The 18,517-nt window shown below is 43.0% G+C and carries 16 protein-coding genes; 10 read left to right on the top strand and 6 right to left on the bottom strand.

Going from position 1 to position 18,517, the window contains the following annotated elements:
• Positions 1-293 precede the first annotated feature (293 nt).
• The 4 genes from BV372_RS15915 (at position 294) to BV372_RS15900 (ending at position 4,253) form a co-directional block, all read left to right on the top strand.
• Positions 294-1,643 carry an FAD-binding oxidoreductase gene (locus BV372_RS15915; RefSeq protein ID WP_086687474.1) on the top strand — a complete coding sequence of 450 codons (1,350 nt, stop codon included), beginning with the start codon at positions 294-296 and terminating at the stop codon, positions 1,641-1,643.
• A gap of 145 nt (positions 1,644-1,788) precedes the next feature.
• A complete protein-coding gene (gene rtcA / locus BV372_RS15910; protein ID WP_086687473.1) occupies positions 1,789-2,835 on the top strand; it encodes an RNA 3'-terminal phosphate cyclase in 1,047 nt (348 codons plus the stop codon).
• An 89-nt stretch (positions 2,836-2,924) separates the two neighbouring features.
• Positions 2,925-3,650: a 2-phosphosulfolactate phosphatase gene (locus BV372_RS15905; protein ID WP_086687472.1), complete on the top strand. Its 726-nt coding sequence runs from the start codon at positions 2,925-2,927 to the stop codon at positions 3,648-3,650.
• A gap of 246 nt (positions 3,651-3,896) precedes the next feature.
• The gene (locus tag BV372_RS15900) at positions 3,897-4,253 is read left to right on the top strand and encodes a DOPA 4,5-dioxygenase family protein (protein ID WP_086687471.1); all 357 of its coding nucleotides are present in this window, start codon (positions 3,897-3,899) and stop codon (positions 4,251-4,253) included.
• Between the two features lie 163 nt (positions 4,254-4,416).
• On the opposite strand, the gene BV372_RS15895 is transcribed toward BV372_RS15900, so the two are convergent.
• The 4 genes from BV372_RS15895 to BV372_RS15880 form a co-directional block, all read right to left on the bottom strand.
• Entirely contained in the window at positions 4,417-5,232 is an 816-nt protein-coding gene (locus BV372_RS15895) for a hypothetical protein (protein ID WP_086687470.1), read from the bottom strand.
• 117 nt (positions 5,233-5,349) lie between these two features.
• Positions 5,350-5,925, bottom strand: coding sequence for a globin domain-containing protein (locus BV372_RS15890; protein ID WP_086687469.1), 576 nt, complete (start codon positions 5,923-5,925; stop codon positions 5,350-5,352).
• A 149-nt stretch (positions 5,926-6,074) separates the two neighbouring features.
• Positions 6,075-7,046, bottom strand: coding sequence for a sugar-binding transcriptional regulator (locus BV372_RS15885; protein WP_086687468.1), 972 nt, complete (start codon positions 7,044-7,046; stop codon positions 6,075-6,077).
• 98 nt (positions 7,047-7,144) lie between these two features.
• Entirely contained in the window at positions 7,145-7,948 is an 804-nt protein-coding gene (locus BV372_RS15880) for an SDR family NAD(P)-dependent oxidoreductase (protein WP_086687467.1), read from the bottom strand.
• A 147-nt stretch (positions 7,949-8,095) separates the two neighbouring features.
• On the opposite strand from BV372_RS15880, the gene BV372_RS15875 reads away from it, so the two are divergent.
• The 6 genes from BV372_RS15875 to BV372_RS15850 all read left to right on the top strand — a co-directional run bounded on the left by BV372_RS15875 (position 8,096) and on the right by BV372_RS15850 (position 14,622).
• Positions 8,096-9,445 (top strand): sugar ABC transporter substrate-binding protein, encoded by a 1,350-nt coding sequence (locus BV372_RS15875; protein ID WP_086687466.1) that lies wholly within the window; start codon positions 8,096-8,098, stop codon positions 9,443-9,445.
• A gap of 113 nt (positions 9,446-9,558) precedes the next feature.
• Positions 9,559-10,482, top strand: a complete 924-nt coding sequence (locus tag BV372_RS15870; protein WP_086687465.1) for a carbohydrate ABC transporter permease — start codon at positions 9,559-9,561, stop codon at positions 10,480-10,482.
• A gap of 1 nt (position 10,483) precedes the next feature.
• The gene (locus BV372_RS15865) at positions 10,484-11,305 is read left to right on the top strand and encodes a carbohydrate ABC transporter permease (protein ID WP_086687464.1); all 822 of its coding nucleotides are present in this window, start codon (positions 10,484-10,486) and stop codon (positions 11,303-11,305) included.
• Positions 11,306-11,416: 111 nt separating this feature from the next.
• Positions 11,417-11,863, top strand: a complete 447-nt coding sequence (locus tag BV372_RS15860) for a hypothetical protein (RefSeq protein WP_086687463.1) — start codon at positions 11,417-11,419, stop codon at positions 11,861-11,863.
• A 145-nt stretch (positions 11,864-12,008) separates the two neighbouring features.
• Positions 12,009-13,166, top strand: coding sequence for an ABC transporter ATP-binding protein (locus tag BV372_RS15855; RefSeq protein WP_086687462.1), 1,158 nt, complete (start codon positions 12,009-12,011; stop codon positions 13,164-13,166).
• Positions 13,123-14,622, top strand: coding sequence for a mannitol dehydrogenase family protein (locus tag BV372_RS15850; RefSeq protein WP_086687461.1), 1,500 nt, complete (start codon positions 13,123-13,125; stop codon positions 14,620-14,622). Before BV372_RS15855 ends, BV372_RS15850 begins: the two co-directional genes overlap by 44 nt.
• Before the next feature lie 178 nt (positions 14,623-14,800).
• Here BV372_RS15850 and BV372_RS15845 read toward each other — a convergent pair whose 3' ends face one another.
• Both BV372_RS15845 and BV372_RS37655 read right to left on the bottom strand, forming a co-directional pair.
• Positions 14,801-17,221, bottom strand: coding sequence for an AAA family ATPase (locus BV372_RS15845; protein WP_086687460.1), 2,421 nt, complete (start codon positions 17,219-17,221; stop codon positions 14,801-14,803).
• Between the two features lie 300 nt (positions 17,222-17,521).
• Positions 17,522-18,517: CHAT domain-containing protein (locus BV372_RS37655; protein ID WP_256973249.1), on the bottom strand; the 996-nt coding region annotated here is incomplete at its 5' end.

Raw genomic sequence — 18,517 nt, 5'->3', positions numbered from 1 at the left:
AAGCAGTGAAATATATGTAGAGTAGGCAATACCTACCAAAAACTGAATATATTGGAGTAATATTATATTTTGATTTAAAAATTAGCTCAAAATATCTACTTAATACTAATTTAGATAAGTTGGCGATACATAAAATTCTTGCTGAGGGCAAGGCAATGCCTTGCCCCTACGCATTTGTCCGATTATTTTTAAAATTGGTATAAAACACCCTACATTAATTTGATTTTCAGTTTATAAATAACCTGTAAATGCGTGAGAATAAAAAGAAATTTGCTAGTTTAACCAAAATACTAATGGAAACTCTCAACTTAAATACCCTGACTGCGGCTTTTGCAGACATCGAAACTATTACCGACCCCGCGCAAGTAGCCAAATTATCCCAGGACTTTCACACCTTTAGCCCGGTTCTCGTCCCCAAATTAGCCGGAAAAGTCGGGGATATCGTCGTGCGTCCCGCCAATGAAGCAGAAGTGATTAAGGTGGCCGCAACCTGTGCCAAATACCGCATCCCTGTAACTGTACGCGGTGCAGGAACAGGAAATTATGGGCAATGCGTACCTCTGCATGGCGGCGTAATCCTCGATATGACCAAAATGCACGAAATTCTCTGGGTAAAACCAGCAGTAGCGCGAATAGAAGCTGGGGTGAAATTGGCAGCGTTGGATAAAAAAGCGCGAGAAATTGGCTGGGAAATGCGGATGGCTCCTTCTACCTACCGCACAGCAACTATTGGCGGCTTTATTGCTGGTGGAAGTGGGGGGATTGGCTCAATTCAATATGGCTTATTAGGCGATCGCGGTAATCTTTTAGGACTGCGAGTGGTAACTTTAGAAGATGAACCCCGTATCATCGAGTTACGCGGCGATGATGTGCAAAAGGTAAATCATGCTTGGGGCATTAATGGCATCATCACGCAATTAGAACTGCCTTTAGGGCCAGCTTATCCTTGGGCAGAAGTAATTGTCACCTTTGACGACTTTATGACAGCCGCCAAGTTTGGCAATGCCCTTGGTAATGCCGATGGCATGATTAAGAAGTTGATTAGTATCTTTGCATCCCCAATTCCTCAATACTTTCACGCTTTACATGAATACATCCCAGAAGGTACGCACCCAGCGTTTTTAATGGTTGCTGAACCGAGTTTGGAATTTTTACCAGGATTGGTGCAGCAATATGGCGGACAAATTACCTATCAAAAACCCGCACAAGATGCAGGTAAAGGTACAAATTTAGCAGAATTTACCTGGAACCACACCACCTTACACGCCCGCACTGTGGATACTTCAATTACCTATTTGCAAAGTATCTTTCCCCCAGATTCCAGTTTGCAATTAGTGGAACATATGTATCATCACTTTGGTGATGAAATCATGATGCATTTAGAATTTTTTCGGGTCAAAGGTGCAGTTATTCCTGGTGCTTTACAACTCGTGCGCTACACCACAGAAGAACGCCTCAACGAGATTATCCGCTATCACGAAGCGCAGGGTGTAATGATTGCCAATCCTCATACATACATTATTGAAGACGGCGGCAGAAAAGTAATTGACCCTGAGCAGTTAAAATTGAAAGAAATGGTTGACCCCTATGGATTGATGAATCCTGGTAAAAGCAAAGTCCTAGAATTCAAGATTCAACATTAACATTAAATAGGGAAATCATTACCAGCTGTAAAGATTTCCCTTACCTGCAAAAGTTGTATTGCACTCAACTGCAAACCGCTATAAACTTTGTAGTCTGATTACTCAACCGTAGAGATAATCAAAAGTTCAAAATCTCGAATTGCTCATGATTGAAATTGACGGTTCCTACGGAGAAGGAGGTGGACAAGTTCTGCGTACCTCCTTGAGTTTAGCCGCTATCACTGGTGAATCTATCAGCATTGCAGGTATTCGTGCCAAACGTAAAAGACCAGGATTAGCAGCACAACACTTAACAGCAGTTCGTGCTGCGGCAAAAATCTGTCATGCACAACTGCGGGGTGATGCTTTAGGTTCAATGAAGTTGGAATTCATTCCTGGTAGCGCTGTACAGCCAGGACAATATACTTTTGATGTCACAGAAGCACAGCAAGGTGGTTCGGCTGGGGCGATGACTCTGGTTTTGCAGACTGTGCTTTTACCTTTAGCCTTGGCTTCTGCTGACTCGCAAGTGATTTTAAAAGGCGGAACTCATGTTCCTTTTAGCCCGACAATGACATACATTGAGCAAGTTTATCTACCGATGCTGCGCCGCATGGGAGTAAAGGCGACAGCAAAGTTACGTGCGTGGGGATGGTATCCTCAAGGTGGTGGAGAGATGCAGATAAAAGTCAGTGGTAGTGGCACAATCAATGGGATTACTTTGTTGGAACGGGGTAACTTACACCAAGTGCGGGGACTAGCAGTAGTAACAGAATTAGCTTCTCATATTGCCCAACGAATGGCGAATCGTGCCGAGAATTTGTTGCGTCAAGCTGGATTGAAGGCTGCTATTGAGGCATTGCGAGAAAAAGGTGTCGCACCTGGGGCAGGTGTTTTCTTAACTGCTGAGTATAAAAATAGCTTGACAGGATTTGGTGGATTTGGACGTTTGCGTTTACCAGCAGAGAAAGTTGCAGATATTGCTTGTCGGCAACTATTACAGTTTCATCATATAGGTGCGCCAGTGGATGAACATTTGGCAGATCAATTATTATTGCCAGCAACTTTAGCATCTGGGGCAAGCCAGTATCGAGCATCTGAGATTAGTACTCATTTAACAACAAATGCGGCGATCATTGAACGGTTTGGATTAGCACGCGTAACAGTGGATGAAGCAGAGAAAATAGTAGTGATCGCACCTCGTGTAAGCTAATACTATTTTAAAATAGGCGGCGGTTCTCAAATCCATAATTAGAATTGCGATCGCGCTACTACATCATAGAAAAATTCATCAGTAAAAAAATGATTTTTGACCAAGCAGAATTTGATCTGCGCTGTGAGTGGGGAACCCAAGGAGTTACTCAACTTGCACCGATTAGTGATGCCATTATTATTGTCGATGTTCTATCTTTCTCTACTGCGACAGAAATTGCTACTCACAACGGTGCAATTATTTATCCCTATCAATGGAGAGATGATTCGGCAATTGATTATGCCAAGTCTGTACAAGCAGAATTATCAAAAGGTCGGATGTCTCAAGAAGGTTATTCACTATCTCCTGCATCTTTAATTAAAATTCCTGCGGGGACTAAGTTAGTTATACCTTCTCCTAATGGTTCTACCCTGACATTGCTAACTGGTAAAACTCCAACGCTAGCTGGATGCTTGCGAAACTGTGAAGCCGTGGCAAAATTTGCTCAAAAATCTGGGACCAAAATTGCAGTCATTCCCGCAGGTGAAAAATGGGAAGATGGTACACTGCGGCCAGCTTTTGAAGATTTAGTTGGTGCTGGGGCAATCCTGAGTTTCTTAGGTGGTAGTTTATCTCCAGAAGCTGAAACTGCCAGAGCAGCATTTCATAGTTTTAAGAATGATTTGCTAGCGTACTTAAAAAAATGCAGTTCGGGCAAAGAATTGATTGCTAAAGGTTATGAATTGGATGTTGAATTAGCAGCAGCTTTAAATGTTAGTGATTGCGTACCTTTGTTTACGGAAAACGCTTATATCAATAGTCATCTTATAAATTGATAATTTGATTAAAAATAGATTCCTATTATTTGATATATAGGATTACTACCTGATTCTTGAAATATACTTACGCTCGCAGTGCTTCGCGATTTTGAATGTTGAATTATTTATCTCCTTTACCTTCTTGTTTCCAATCCTCAATCCTTACTCTGAGTACTGATATAGAGTAGGCTATTTCTAGTAACGCACTGGACGGCTGACGAGCTTTTGGGTTTAGTTTGAAGTTTATTAGTGGAGCTAAGAGTGATGAAAGAAGATAGTGTTAAAATTACTGGTTTTCACGCTCATGTTTACTTTGATACTGGAAGTCGTGAGGCGGCTGCACGTGTACGCGAAGGATTAGGTGCTAATTTTGATGTGCAGCTCGGACGTTGGCATGACAAGCCTATTGGCCCTCACCCAAAATCAATGTATCAAGTTGCATTTTCTCCAGAGCAGTTTGGCAATGTTGTTCCCTGGTTAATGCTCAATCGTGAGGAGTTGGACATTCTTGTTCACCCTTCAACTGGTGATGACGTGGCAGACCATACAGACCATGCTTTGTGGTTAGGAAATAAGTTAGATCTGAATGTCGAGTTTCTGCAACAGATTAGAACAACATGACCTTTTGTGAGAATTATAATTGTGCGATCGCCAGTAGGATATAGCGGTGGGTTTTTATATTGCGCAGTTGGGAACTTGACTTGATTATTGCAGAAGAGTTAGCTATTTCAATCAAAATGAGGGGTAGCAGACTTCCTTTATATCACTCCGCTCCATTGGCTTATTAGAGTTTTTCGCAATAGCGATCGTTGTATGGAAACAAATCATCATGAGGTTTATTGACAGTAATAAAACATCGATGCTTGACTAATTCAATTCGCTCTTGCAATTCTAAATCATCACTTTCAGCGTTCTTGCACTGCCCCAAATTTAGATCGTGTTTTCCGTCAACATTGTAGTAAACAAAGTTGTTAATTTTGTAATCTCGTCGAAAACTTGTTCGCCACTGAGAATTGCTTCCCCAGCCATAGGAAAGATCTTGGCATTTTCGTGACTTTCTACGATAAGTCCAGTACAGCGTTGACTGCTCTGCAATGGATTTCTCAATATTTGTTATACCACCAGCTACACAAGCACCAGCACGAGAAAACATCATGTCCCCTAGCACAAGAGAATGCCAAAAAGTATTAATAACGGTGATTTTTGCATAGGGTTGTTCATCTTGAATAACCTTAACAATTTCGTGATAGAACGGCGAAAATTCTCTGGAGGTCACTACCTCGAAACCTAGCGATCGCATAAATTCAAGATAATTACTACTTGTAATTTCTGCTCTTGAAGTACCAATTTCAGTGTCCCGATCGCGAAGATGCCAGATTAACAAGTCGTTTACACGGGAAAGCGCATAAAGTTGCCACAAATCTTCAATTGATGCTTTCGGTATTGGAGAACCGCTTCTTGCTGCAAAATCGCTTAACCAAGCCTTGATTGCCATTGCATTTGCACACCACGGATGCAATATGTCTGAATATAGATCGGTTCCTTGATAATTAAGAATCGAATCAAACAGTTCACGATACAGTGCTTGGGAAATATGCATTGGTTCTAGACTAGAGAATTGCTTGATTCACTAGTGCGATCGCAGTAATTTTTAAATACATTGTGCCAAATCTGGGAAATACATCCTTGAGGTGTTCAAATTCTTGAGAGCTACAACTTATACTTCTAGTCCTAATTCCTGAGTTTTTTTCACATGTTCAGGAATCATCACTGTACACATCAAAGACCAAAGCTCTACCCACGCAGCCTTAGTTTCCTCGTCAAAATTATTCCCTAATGTTTTCTCCAAAGTACTGACGAGCGCTAAACCTACAGTATGGTAATGACTCGCCTTTACGTTATAAAAAACGTGCTTTGATGCCAAGTCTACTAGTATAGGTATGAGTTTAGGGTCTATTTCTGTCTTCTCTTCACCCAAAAATGGGTCTATAGTACCAGGTAACAGACCTAAGGCAGCGTCAACCATCTCCGTCAACATTCGACTCTGATTAAACTTGTTTTTGAACAGAGGTTTTAGGGCTGGATCGAGTTCAAATAGTTTCTCGTAAAACTCCAGCCCCCAAAAACCTAATGAGTCGGAAATCAACTGTTGCTGTTTAAAAGCATCAAACTCACCGTCTTTAACCAGCTTCCAAGAATGCTGGATCTGGTGAAACTGCTCAGGTGTCAATTGAGGATTTGGATTGATATAAGATGGGTAATATTTTGTGGGATCAAAAGGCTGTGTAGACATCTTTGCCACCTACACTCAAGCAATAGTATTAGTTTGCATATTGATTGTATAAATCTCTCATCGAGAATAAAAGCAAGGCTAAGTAAAATTTTATTAGCTTGCAGAAACAAAAGTTAAAACTTGATTTTATCGATATTTTTAACTTTTCTCTAACTTAAGGCAATTTTTGCAAGAATCGCTTCGGCAGCGGCTTCATCAGTAATTAGTCCGGTAATTAATTTGCCACGTAGCGCAGCCAGAATCGCCTCCGCCTTTTTCTCACCACCTGCTACACCAATCATCAGTCGGTGCGCAGGTTGTTCGAGTGGTACACTAGCAACTCGGTTATTCGTTCCCTTTTGCAGTAACATTCCCTGAGCATCGTAAGCCCAACCCGCAATTTCTCCTACTGCGCCTAGTTCAATCAATTCAGCTACTTCATCGTCATTAATAAAGCCATCTTGATGTAATGGAGCATTCCAGGCAATGTGGCTAATTCCCACAAACGTTGCTTTGGCTTGTTCTGCAAAAGCCTTAACGGTGATAAACGATCGCTGTGTCTGCAAAAGTTCTCTCTCTTCAATGCTAGTCGCCACCACCGGAGTCGGTACTGGGTAAGCTTGAGAACCGACGCGATCGGATAAATGCATGACAACTTCGTGGCGACCTGCACGCCCAAAATGGGACATATTCCCAATAATTGAAACAATTTTATGCTGGGGTTGGTTCATTGAGGGAATTTGCTCCACCATTGCTCGTAATGTGCGACCGGAGGATAAAGCGAGTATGGTGGGAGTTTTCGCCATTAAGTAAGCTTCTAGGTGGGTGGCAGCACATACGCCAATGCTATTGAATGTATCACCGCTGCCTGCATCAGTTGGCACCACTTCACACAGCGATAGCCCAAAGCGATCGCGTAACGACTCAGCCAGCGCAATGCATTCACTCAAGGGATGATCGAGGCGAAATTTGATTAATTTTTCACTGACTGCCAGAGCAACTAAACGTTGTGCCGCTTGCCGGGATACATTGAGCTTTGCTGCAATCTCTTCCTGTGTATTACCAGCAATGTAATACAGCCAAGCAGCGTGAGCAGCTAGATCTAATTTGCGATCGCGCCGATCTAAGGAAACTTCTCCCATATCCCACCTTTAAAAACTATATCCCTACCAAAAGGAATGATTGCCTAATTTTGAGTATATGCCCAAAGATATAACTTTTGCTCAATAACTGAAAATGTCTATTGACCACCAGTAACCTCCAAGTTAAACCCAGTAATGTAACTTGCCTCATCACTCATGAGAAATGCTACCCCATTTGCCACTTCTTCTAAACTGCCCAAACGCCGCATCGGTACTGAATCGATCATCTGTTTTTCTACCACCTTGGGGTCAGAATCAAAGTACTGTGACCCCACTGCGGCTTGCAATTCTGTTTGCCGAGTCCACATAAAACCGGGGCCGATTAGCGCAGGCGAGAGCGCATTTACACGGATATTGTAAGGTGCTAAATCTTTTGCTGCTGTCTGAGTCATGCCAATCACTGCAAACTTAGAAGCACCATAAGCTAACATATTTGGCGGCCCAACAACCCCTGCATAACTTGCCATATTAACGATCGCACCTCCACCCGCAGCAATTAAATGCTGTGCAGCCACCTTGAGAACGTGGAAAACGCCGACAACGTTAATATTAATCACCTTTTGAAAGTCATCTTCAGGATATTCGTCTGTTTTAGCAAATACTCCTTGATAACCAGCGTTATTAAATATATAGTCAATCCGCCCAAGCTGCTCTACCGCACTAGTAAAAGCTTTGGCAACATCATCAGCAGATGTAACATCACAGCGAAATGAGCCGACGGGAACGTTGTAACTTGTTAATTCCTCAGCTACCTCTGCCATTTTCGGTTCATTTAAATCTAATAAGGCTACACCTGCGCCATTAGCGGCAAAACGCTGTGCAGTTGCCTTGCCAATATCGCCCGCACCGCCTGTAATTAGGATGGTTTTCCCTGCAAACTGATAGGTTGCTGTTGCTGCCATAGTTTCAACCTCTTATTGAAGAATTGTTGCAAATGCCCGTCATTGAAGTGGGGTTGGTATCATTCTATTATTGAGCTTTTACTCAAACTTAGAGCATAAAATCACAAACTTTCTCCGTTCGATATTTTACATCAAAGGAGTAATGCGATGCGTATTCCCCGCTTCGCTAAAGTACTGGTGGCATTTCTCGCAGGAGTGATGCTGACACAACTGCTACACGCTTGTGCACCGCGATCGCAAGCTGCCGAGAAAACTACGCTGACAATCGCCACAGTGAATAATGGCGACATGGTAGTTATGCAGGGGCTTTCCCGTAAGTTCGAGGAAGCCAACCGTGATATTCAACTCCGGTGGGTGGTGCTAGAAGAAAATGTCTTGCGCCAACGCACAACCACAGATGTTGCTAGCCAAGGCGGTCAATTCGATGTGTTGACAATTGGTTCCTATGAAACACCAATTTGGGCTAGGCGGGATTGGTTAACACCTTTGGATAAACTCGGAGCAAACTACGACGTAAACGATCTGCTCAAACCTATACGCGAAGGACTTTCTCATAACGGCAAACTGTATGCCGTGCCATTCTATGGCGAAAGTTCCATGCTGTACTACCGCAAAGACTTGTTTGACAAAGCCGGGATTACGGTTCCCGAACAGCCAACCTATCCCCAGATGAAAGAATGGGCAAGCAAGATTCACGATCCGAAGCGTGGAGTTTACGGAGTTTGCTTGCGGGGAAAACCTGGTTGGGGTGAAAACATGGCATTTGTTTCTACATTGGTCAACACCTATGGCGGACGGTGGTTTGACATGAAGTGGCAACCAACAATTAATACTCCAGCTTGGAAAGAAGCGGTAGGATTCTATGTTGATTTACTCAACAAATATGGGCCACCGGGAGCCAGTTCCAATGGATTTAATGAGAATCTAGCATTATTCTCCACAGGTAAATGCGGGATGTGGGTAGATGCAACCGTTGCCGCAGGACTGTTATCTAATCCCAAAGAATCCCAAGTTTATAACAAAGTTGGCTTTGCCCGTGCGCCAATCGAAAGATATCCCAACGGTTCAAACTGGCTTTGGGCATGGGCCTTAGCAGTTCCCAAAACATCAAAGTCACCGGAAGCTGCTCAGAGGTTTGTGGCTTGGGCAACATCAAAAGAATATATCCAACTAGTTGCAAAAGAAAATAGCTGGGTTGCTGTACCACCAGGAACTCGGACTTCTACATATCAAAATCCCAACTATCGCCAAGCTGCACCTTTTGCGGAAACCGTGCTGAGAGCAATTCAATCTGCTGATGTTACCCGTCCATCCGCAGAACCAACTCCGTATAAGGGAGTGCAATATGTGGATATTCCAGAATTTCAGGCAATTGGGTCTTCAGTTGGGCAAACATTGGCAGCAGCGCTAACTAATCGTACTTCAGTAGACCAAGCGTTGCAGCAATCGCAGAGATCGACTGAACGCTTTATGAAACACACAGGTTATATCGAGTGAAATCTTTACTTTTCTCTCTGTGTCTCTGCGTCTCTGTGGTGAAAAATTAATTTATTGAACCGCAGAGGCGCAGAGAACACAGAGTAATTACCCACAAAACTTTCACATAGATTATGTCTTCTTCATTAGCGGTAAAACCTCAACAGGAAACGCCACCACCCGCGAGGCAACGAACTAAGCGGCAAGCTTCAACCTTACCTCTGGTTGCGCCTTCGGTCGTTGTCCTGTTGCTGTGGATGATTGTGCCTCTGGTGATGACTTTATGGTTTTCCTTTCAGCGGTATAACCTGCTGAATCCACAGGCACGTAGATTCATCGGGATTGAAAATTTTACGTTCATCCTGACTGACTCAGCTTTATGGACTTCGATCGCAATCACAATTATTCTCGTTGTTTCGGTTCTGGTCATCACAATCGGTTTGGGCACATTACTAGCAGTTTTATTTGACCAAGATTTTTATGGGCGTGGGGTGGCGAGAGTGTTGGCAATCTCGCCATTTTTTGTAATGCCTACAGTTAGCGCCCTAATCTGGAAAAATATGCTGATGCATCCGGTGAATGGGCTATTTGCTCAAATCACCAGAGGTTTGGGTTTGGGGGCGATTGATTGGTTTGCCAGCGTTCCCCTGCTAGCCATCATTATTATTGTTTCCTGGGAATGGCTGCCTTTTGCTTTGCTGATTTTATTAACAGCCATTCAGTCACTCGATCGCGATCAATTAGAAGCAGCGCGAATGGATGGAGCAAATGCGATCGCTCTATTTCGTTTTGTCATGCTACCGCATCTCAGCCGCGCTATTTCCGTGGTCGCCATGATTGAGACAATTTTCTTCCTCACCATCTTTGCAGAAATATTTGTCACCACAGGCGGCGGGCCGGGACTTGCAACAACTAACCTAGCTTATTACATCTTCTTAAAAGCCTTGCTGGAATTCGATGTCGGTGGTGCCTCAGCCGGTGGATTAATTGCCGTCATCCTTGCCAACATCGTGGCAATCTTCTTGATGCGTAGTGTTGCTCGTAATTTGGATACCTAACATGGCACGTAAAAACTCGAAGCTTTGGCTATGGACATTACTGGGTTGGCTTGCTGCTTGTCTCTTATTTTTCCCCATCTTCTGGATGTTTATTACCAGTTTCAAAACCGAAGTCGCGGCAGTTTCCACTCCCCCGCAGTTATTTTTCCGCCCGACATTAGAAAACTATGTTGCCATCCAAGACCGGGCAAATTATTTCAATTATGCATTTAATAGCGTAGCCGTTTCCCTGGGAGCTACCATACTTGCATTACTGCTTGCCGTACCCGCCGCTTATGCAATGGCATTCTTCCCCACGAAACGCACCAAGGGAACTCTGCTGTGGATGCTGTCTACAAAAATGCTGCCACCTGTCGGCGTACTAGTCCCCATCTACATTTTGTGTCGCAACTTTGGCTTACTAGACACCCGCATCGGTTTGATTATCATTTATACCTTGATTAACTTGCCGATTGTCGTTTGGATGATTTACAGCTTCTTCAAAGAAGTTCCCAAAGATATTCTCGAAGCCGATCGCATGGATGGCGCAACCACACAGCAAGAACTCATGCACGTCTTGCTACCACTAGCATTACCCGGAATTGCCTCCACCGCCTTACTCTCAATTATCTTGTCCTGGAACGAAGCATTTTGGAGCCTGAACCTAACAACAGCAGACGCCGCCCCACTCACAGCATTTATTGCTTCATTTTCCAGCCCCCAAGGATTATTCTGGGCAAAACTTTCAGCAGCATCAACACTTGCGATCGCACCCATCCTTATCTTTGGGTGGCTAAGTCAACGGCAATTGGTACGTGGTCTGACATTTGGAGCAGTGAAATAAGTAGAAGGCAGATGGCAGAAGGTAAAAGCCCTTCTTGATAGAGTTTCATAGATTGGCATTTCGATTTGAAAGAATAATGCGATCGAACAATTTGGTGAGGAACAGACATTTATGGATAAGGATCAGTTGTATTGGGGTATGTACCAGGAGCACGTGACTCAGGCACGACAACACGAGAACCAGCGGGAAAGAATGACCTCTCTCGTCGTTGGAATAACGACGGCTGCTTTGGCATTTGCAGCACAGAACGGACTCACCTGGACTGACTTGCTGCTCACTGTGCCTTTGATTCCGCTAGGTATTTTTGGTGCACAATTTTGTCGTAAACACTATGAGCGTAATCGCTATCATGTCAGCGTCTCGGCTGCGTATCTAAAAAACATCGATCCATCTATATACGAAACACGAGATCGTACAAAAAACATTCATGACCAGGATGATAAGTACAAGCATATTGTCCCTAAGCGCCTGAATATTTTTTGGGAGCGCCTCCACTACGCAGTTGCAATTCTTGGGATTCTGGTATCGCTCACCATAGTTGGCACACAACTTGTTTGATGTACTCGAGAGAGAATAAAGAACTTGCTTGACTTTTATCAGCAATCCCTTACGAAAAATCAAATTTTACGACCCTTGAAATGCCTGAACCGACTTTTCTTTCTACCTTTAAGTTTTTTCTTCAACGAATTAATGGAAACATTTTATGTCAACAGTAGCTTTAAGAGATATCCATAAAACCTACGCCGACACAGAAATCATCAAAGGCATAGATCTCGACATAAGCGATCGCGAATTTGTTGTCTTTGTCGGCCCCTCCGGCTGCGGAAAATCCACTCTACTCCGCATGATAGCTGGACTAGAAGAAATTTCCTCCGGCGATTTGCTCATTGATGGGCAAAAAGTCAACGATGTACCCCCCGATAAACGCGGTTTGGCAATGGTGTTTCAAACCTACGCCTTATATCCTCACATGACTGTGGCGGAAAATATGGCTTTTAGCCTGCGGCTTGCGGGGATGCAGAAAGCTCAACGCTTGGAAAGGGCGCGTGAAGTCGCCCGCATTCTGCAACTAGAGCCACTCTTAAACCGCAAGCCCAAAGACCTATCGGGAGGACAACGCCAACGGGTAGCAATTGGTCGTGCTTTGGTGCGGAATCCCAAAGTATTTTTGTTTGATGAGCCGCTGTCTAACCTAGATGCTTCTTTGCGGGTGCAGATGCGGATTGAACTTGCTAGTTTACATGACAGCTTGCAAGCCACGATGATTTACGTCACCCATGACCAAGTTGAAGCAATGACCCTTGCCGATAAAATTGTGGTGTTGCAAGGCGGTATCATCGAACAAATGGGTTCGCCCCTAGAACTGTACCATCATCCCCGCAATCTTTTCGTCGCCGGATTTATTGGTTCACCCAAAATGAACTTTATGCCAGTCACGGTGTCATCCGTCACTGACTCTGGGACAACAGTTAGACTACCTGGTGACGCAACCGTGATGATTCCGGTAAAACCCAAAGCCCTCTCGGTTGGCGATCGCGCAACATTAGGAATTCGTCCCGAACATCTGCGGCTTGATGCTAATAACCCCAGCATCAATGGCGAAGTGTTAGTTGTAGAACGACTGGGCGGGGAAACCTATCTCTATATCAAAATTGCAGGTGGTGACACCATGATTGTGCAAACACACGGAGATGAACCCGCCCAATTGCACGATTTCGTTCCTATTCATATTAACGGCGAGCTTTGCCATTTGTTCGATCAAAGCGGTGAAGCTATTCCCAAAGCTCGTCGTCATCACCTAACTCTGAATAAATCCCATGAACAGCAATATCAGCACAGGCTCAGTAATCAAGCTGAATGAGGCATCTTTGTCTCGTTTAGCAAGTAACGTTCGCGTACCCCAGTACGATCGCCACCAAATTACTAACGGCATTGTCCACATCGGTGTTGGTGGGTTCCATCGGGCACACCAGGCATTATATCTAGATAACTACTTTCATCAGCATCCCGGCAGTGATTGGGGAATAACCGGGGTAGGGCTACTGGAATTCGACCAGCGAATGCGGGATGCACTGAATTCACAAGATTGTTTGTATACTTTAGTTGAAAGATCCCCAGAAGGCGATCGCGCGCGCGTAATTGGTGCAATTACAAAATATCTCTTTGCTCCAGATAACCGCCAGGCTGTAATTGACACCTTAGCAGATCCTCAATGTCGCATCGTCACCCTCACAATTACCGAAGGCGGCTACTACTATATTGAAGGTAGCGGTGAATTTGATGCCAATCACCCCACAATTCAGTACGATTTACAAAATCCGGACCAGCCAATTGGCGTATATGGCTTTTTGACAGCAGCCCTCGATCGCCGCCGTCAACAAGGACTAGCACCGTTTACCGTATTATCCTGTGACAACTTGCAAGGTAACGGCAACATTGCCCATGAAATGTTGACCGCTTATGCAGAAATGCGCGATCCAGAATTGAGACGTTGGATTGCTGACCATGTTACCTTCCCCAACTGCATGGTCGATCGCATTACTCCCGCCACAACCCCAGATGATATCAAAATGGTGGCGGAACAATTTAACATTGATGATGCCTTCCCTGTTGTTGCCGAACCGTTTCTTCAGTGGGTAGTCGAAGACGAATTCTGTGCGGGTAGACCTGATTGGGAAGACGTGGGCGTGCAGATGACTAGCGATGTTCATCCCTACGAGATGATGAAAATCCGGCTACTCAACGCCAGCCACCTGTTAATTGGCTATCTCGGCACTTTAGCAGGCTATACTTATGTCCATGAAGTCATGGGCGACCCGATGATTCGGCAAACCGTCGAGAATTTAATGGCAGAAGTTACGCCTACACTCCAACCTGTACCGGGGATTGATTTAGATAATTACAAACAGACCTTAATAGAACGCTTTGCCAATCCCAAGATCCGCGATCAACTCCCCCGGCTTTGCCTCAATAGCTCCGCCAAAATGCCAAAATTTGTTTTAGGCTCAGTCCGTGACGCACTGCGCCAAAAAGGAGCAATTGAATACATGAGCTTAACAGTAGCAGCTTGGTTCCGTTACCTCAACGCCAACGACGACAAAGGGAACCCTATTCCCATTGATGACCCCATAGCAGGAACTCTCACGCAACTAGCTCGTACCAGTGGCTCCGATGCCAAACCATTGCTCAACTTGACGGAGATTTTTGGCGATTTATCCCAGTCAGCGCCTTTTGTCGATGCAGTTACAAACCATTTACGCAGATTGTATGAGTTTGGCGCGAAAGAAACCCTAGCCCGATTCTCACTCGTACATTGAAACAATCCTTTTACTCTTCCCTTTGTGTCCTCTGCGTCCTTGGCGGTTCGTTAAAAAATTTGGTTATTTCTGCGATCACACAACAGTAACCTAATCAGACAATCATAGGGGCACAACAATATTGTGCCCTTACCCGTGTACTTTACGAAGTTACAATCTGCTGTATGTTGATATTTTCTTAATATTGTAACCAAGTATTACGTATAGTTTCTCTTAAAATTCTTTGACTTTGGTAAGAATTAGATTGTGGAAGAGACATATAGATTTTATCTTGTTCTAGGCAATATTGAACAAACCATTTTGTAATTCTACGCCAATCCTGGAAGCTCAATTTTCCATTATTTACGAGATTTCTAGTTTGTTGAATATACTGTTGACTACTAACGGGAGTCATCAAAGCCATCTCACTCATGTAGACCCCTTCCTTGTCATCAATAACGAATTCATAGTGAATACGTCCACAATGAGTTATTTTTAGTCGTTGTGACTCGTAAATAACAACGTCAGTTGGATCGTAGGGTTCAATGAGCCGATAGTCGAGAAGAGCTTTAAGATGATCCTTAACTATGGTGCGACTTATAGTTGCAGGTTCAAAATAATTTAAAATATCTTCAACAAGAAGATATATCTTATCTGGATCTGTATGTTCGGAATATACATCCATGAGTAAGCGAAGTATTGATAATCTAATGAGTGGACTTGTAATACTGTTTGAGTTCACTTCAAAAAGATTGAGAATAAAACTACTATCCTGCTGATAGAAGTGATTATAATCTCCGAATAATAGTGCCTTTTTAATATTTCTACGCTGTGGACTAAATCTTTGTCCAATAGCGTAAGCCTTAACCAATTCAGCAATATCAATGATAGGAGAGGTGATTACTCTCTGAGCTATCTGTAAACTCCTTCTAATATCAAAGTTGGAAAGCCATCCAACTATACGACCAATATAATCCTCATTTATAAATATGTCCTCTACAGAAAAAGCAAACGCAGTTATGTCAGGGATTGACAACCTAATTCCTTTAGTTGTGAAATAATTTCCATTTACTTCCATATCTTCTTTAGCTTTTTCTTTAATAAAATCAACACGTTTAGCAAGAACTTCTTTAGTGGATGGTACTGGCAGATAGAAACCTCTATGTTCGTAAGATTGTAATGGTCCAGACTTAGAAAGTTGCCAAATAGTTCTATCCGTTATCGGGCATATAATAAATGAAAAACATTCTCTATAAATAGATTGTGCATACTGAAAGACAGACTCTTGAAAACTTTGTGGAAAATGATCTGTATTGTCAAATACTATACATGGCATTAGACTTCTTGCATTCACAGCATTTTCAATTAGTCTCCGCACATATTTATGGGGTTGATTCAATGCGAGATCAGCCATCCACTCTCCAAATTTTTGCTTGAATGCAATTTTGTCTTTCTCATATAAATATCTATACTCACCATTACTCCATCGCCTATATTCTTGAAAGAAAACTCCCTGAAGTTCATCGTATGAAGGATATCCATCAGTAAATAGATTTTTCTCTAGCTCAACCTTTAATTTATCAGTTAGCCAACTAGCAATAGTAGATTGATTACCGTCTGAGTTAGCAAGATCTACCCGAAGAACTAAACAATTTTCACGTAACTGCTTGTCTAAAACTAAGCGAAAAAAACGATCAATAAAAGTAGACTTTCCTGCTCCTTTATTACCTATTACTAAAACAAAATCTCCCCTCTGGGATTCTACAGATGCACGAATTTGATTCTCCAGTTCAGTTCCCCTGTCTGAATTAACGATGTCAATTTGGTTAAGCAAATTCCGTGTTATCTTTTCAAGACTTTCATCTGCTGCGCGGCTTTCTTTAGATTCCACAAAGCATTTTGCTAGCATATCAGGGTCATCTTCACCTGACATGCTACTGAAAAAGCTTCGGTAGATATTCTCTAAGTCCCTTAGAAGTAGAGATTTTGAGAGTAAACGTCTCTCAGAAATTTCAGTTACTGACTCCAGAACTTCGCTATGATTAACCTGCAAGCCCTCTGATTGATGCACATGCACTTGATATAAGTTAGCCAACACCCCTTCTTGAGAAAACAGATCGTAGAAGACCGCAAAATTTTGCTCAATAGCTTCAAGACTAGGAAATACTGCTGCTTTACCTTCTTTAGGAGGCACTCCATCAGTTCTGACTGCCCAGAAACCAATCCACTGCAAACCAGTTGTTAATGCAGAAAACAGAACAGCAGTATCTGTGCAATAGCGTTTTGCTTGTTCCAAACCACCAGTTGCAGATTGAAGTGCCGGACCACCAACTTTGTACCAAGCCATACGTGGTTGGTAAGTATCAATTAATAAATTGGAAGTTCGCTTTGCTTCTACAACAAATTTGTTGCGGCCTCCAGCAGTCAACAGATAGTCAACATAGCCAGAATCTGTATGAGGTTCCGTTCTAATTCCTGCTCTATCCCATCCCAAAACTTCTACAAGTATACGGTCAATCACTTGAAAACGAGCATCTTGCTCAGTTTCAAGTGGCACCTTATCCTGCATTATCTCGATGTAGATTTGACAAAATTTTTCTTTTGCTTGATCGATATTCATGAATTGCCAATTTGTTACTAAGGTTGGATATATAAGTACTAATGAACTATAGACATATCTGTATGTATAGTCAATAACACAGTAAGTACATCTTGGCAAAAAAACTACTGGTGAAACTTTGCAAAACCAATTGCTTAAATTTCTATAATGGCAATTGCACCTTGAAGCTGATTATCCTTACAAATTGAAATGATGTTGAGCGATCGCCTTTCAATCACCATTATTGAACTTCAAAACACGAAGCTTCAATCTCAGAACTCGAACGACCGAGCAAAAAGGTCGAAACTCCGAGTTCTAAGATTACCTGTCGCTCAAAGGTGCCCAATTACCAGAGGGAACAAAGGCAGCCCAGTACATAGGATGCTGATAATTGGGACTATTGAGCAATTCAAGCTGTGCAGAACGTAGTGCTTCATGTCTGCCTTGACCAGCCTTTAAGTTCTGGTAATATTTCACCATTAATAACTTAGTTGCTTCGTCATCTACCTGCCACAAACTTAAAACCTGAGTTTGAGAACCAGCAATTACCAAAGCATGGCGCAAACCATAAACTCCTTCTCCCACTTTGACATCACCCCTGCCAGTCTCGCAGGCGGAAAGCACCACTAACTGATTTGAACGCAAATCTAATCCTGCCACTTCCTGCGCTGTCAACACACCATCATCACTATTTGCTGGCGCTTGGTTCCGTCTGTTAGCACCAGCTAAGGCTAATCCAGAACGCAGTAAGGGGTTTTCTATGTGTAAAACCTTTTGTGGAAGCTGTTGTAAATCATTACTAAGTGAAGGATTCAAATTTTGTTCAACATCAGTAATAAAAAAACCGTGGGTAGCCAAATGCAGAATACTCGGACTGTGAAGCTGTTTGACTGCTGTTTCTGTTGCATCTTTACCCAGCAGCACTTTAGCATCAGCAATGATGGCTTTGATTGCTGTGGCTTCATCTTTGGTAGCGCTTAAAGGGCTAAATACTAGGTTTGCTAAGTCGGCGGAACGTAGATTTTGGTAACCCCGTGCAGTAGTTGCTTTAGCTGCGGCTACAGCCTGTACTTGGTTGTCATAGTCAATATCTGCTAGCACCACAGGAGCAGAAAAATGGCTCACGCTTGGCTGAAAATGCAACAAATCTCTGCCACTAGTGAGGTAAGAAAAAGCATAACGCTGAATCAGGAATTGATTTTGCTCATCTATGAGAGCTTCAAAGGGAATTAGTGTTAACTGCCCATCGGGAGAAATTAAGATATGATGCGCATTACCCAATAAAGGGCGAATTGGTTCTATTAATTGTTGCTCTAA

It is taken from the genome of Nostoc sp. T09 (assembly GCF_002154695.1).
GTDB lineage: Bacteria > Cyanobacteriota > Cyanobacteriia > Cyanobacteriales > Nostocaceae > Aulosira.
This window is presented reverse-complemented; position numbering and strand designations above follow the sequence as displayed.